Genomic DNA, 1,834 nt, shown 5'->3' with positions numbered 1-1,834 from the left:
CTCTGCCGGTGATGACGGCGAGCACGTGCGCCTCGCTCACCAGTTCGCTGAAGCCGGTGAACTCGGTGGGACCGCGGTCGAGGAGTTCCTTGTAGACCGTCAGGTCGGCGTGGGCGTGCTTGCGAGCGCGGGCATCGTCCTTGGCGCGCTGCCGCTGCTCGGCCATGAGCGAGCGGAAGCCTTCCTCGTCGACGGTGAGGCCGGCCTCGGACGCCATCTCGAGGGTGAGGTCGATCGGGAAACCGTAGGTGTCGTGGAGGGTGAACGCCTCGGTGCCGCCGAGCACGTTCCTGCCCTGCGACTTCACGGTCTCGACGGCGCCTTCGAAGAGCTTGCTGCCGGTGCCCAGGGTCTTGAGGAAGGCGGTCTCCTCGCCCACCGCGACGGTCTCGACGCGGGAGAAGTCGGTGGCGAGCTCGGGATAGGACGGGGCCATGGTGTCGCGCACGACCGCCATGAACTCGCGCATCGTGGGTTTGTCGGCGCCGAGCAGGCGCGCCGAGCGCACGATGCGGCGGAGCAGGCGGCGCAACACGTAGCCGCGGCCGTCGTTGCCGGGGTTGACGCCGTCGACGATGAGCATCGCGGCGGTGCGGGCGTGGTCGGCGATGACGCGGAAACGCACGTCGTCGTCGTGTGTCGCACCGTAGACGGCGCCGGTGAGTTCGGTGGCCTTCTCGATCACCGGACGCAGCAGGTCGGTCTCGTAGACGTTCTCGACGCCCTGGAGCAGGAAGGCGACGCGCTCGACCCCCATACCGGTGTCGATGTTCTTCTTCGGCAGCGGGCCGAGGATCGGGTAGTCGTCCTTGGCGCCGCCTTCGCCGCGCTCGTTCTGCATGAACACGAGATTCCAGATCTCGATGTAGCGGTCCTCGTCGGCCTCGGGGCCGCCTTCGACGCCGTAGGCGGGTCCGCGGTCGTAGAAGATCTCGGAGCACGGACCGCACGGGCCGGGGATGCCCATCGACCAGTAGTTGTCCTTCATGCCGCGGCGCTGGATGCGCTCGTCGGGCACACCGACCTTGTCGCGCCAGATGGAGTACGCCTCGTCGTCGTCGAGATAGACCGTCGCCCACAATTTCTCGGGATCGATGCCGTAACCGCCGTCCTCGACGGAACCGGTGAGCAGCGACCACGCGAAGGTGATGGCCTCTTCCTTGAAGTAGTCGCCGAACGAGAAGTTGCCGGCCATCTGGAAGAAGGTGTTGTGGCGGGTGGTCTTGCCGACCTCCTCGATGTCGAGGGTGCGAACACACTTCTGCACCGACGTGGCGCGCGTGTACGGCGGGGTCTGCTGACCGAGGAAGTAGGGCACGAACGGGACCATGCCGGCGTTGACGAACAGCAGGTTGGGATCGGCGAGGATCAGCGACGCGCTCGGCACCTCGGTGTGTCCCGCCTTCACGAAGTGATCGAGAAAGCGCCTGCGGATCTCGTGGGTCTGCACGTCGATGGTCCTTTTGTGGTCTGGCGATGGTGTGAACTGCCCGGGGCGGGCTGCCGATCGTGCCGATCGGCCGCTCTTCAGCTTATCGCGCCGCCGAAAGTGGTTTCTGTACGGCAGCGCCGTGCATGGCTTCCGTACGGTGGCGCCGTGCGGGGTCCTCGGTCACGGTCACCGCTCACCGCGCACGATGCGGCGCAGCTTGGGCAGGCGGGCCGACAGCTCCCGTTCCACGCCGCGGCCGGTCGGCTCGTAGTAGTCGACGCCGACCAGCTCGTCCGGGGCGTACTGCTGCGCGAGCACGCCGTCCGGGTGCGCGTGCGGGAACTTGTAGCCGATCGCGTTGCCGAGCTTCTGCGCGCCCTGGTAGTGACCGTCGCGCAGATG

General features: G+C 67.4%; 1 protein-coding gene and 1 pseudogene. Both read right to left on the bottom strand.

The window, feature by feature from the left end:
• A partial coding sequence (gene alaS / locus R1101_RS0122580; protein ID WP_016935478.1) for an alanine--tRNA ligase occupies positions 1 to 1,450 on the bottom strand: 1,450 nt, incomplete at its 3' end.
• Between the two features lie 168 nt (positions 1,451 to 1,618).
• Positions 1,619 to 1,834, bottom strand: a pseudogene (locus R1101_RS28260) (replication-associated recombination protein A); the annotation flags it as partial.

This window comes from Rhodococcus sp. R1101 (assembly GCF_000278445.1).
Lineage (GTDB): Bacteria > Actinomycetota > Actinomycetes > Mycobacteriales > Mycobacteriaceae > Rhodococcus > Rhodococcus gordoniae.
This window is presented reverse-complemented; position numbering and strand designations above follow the sequence as displayed.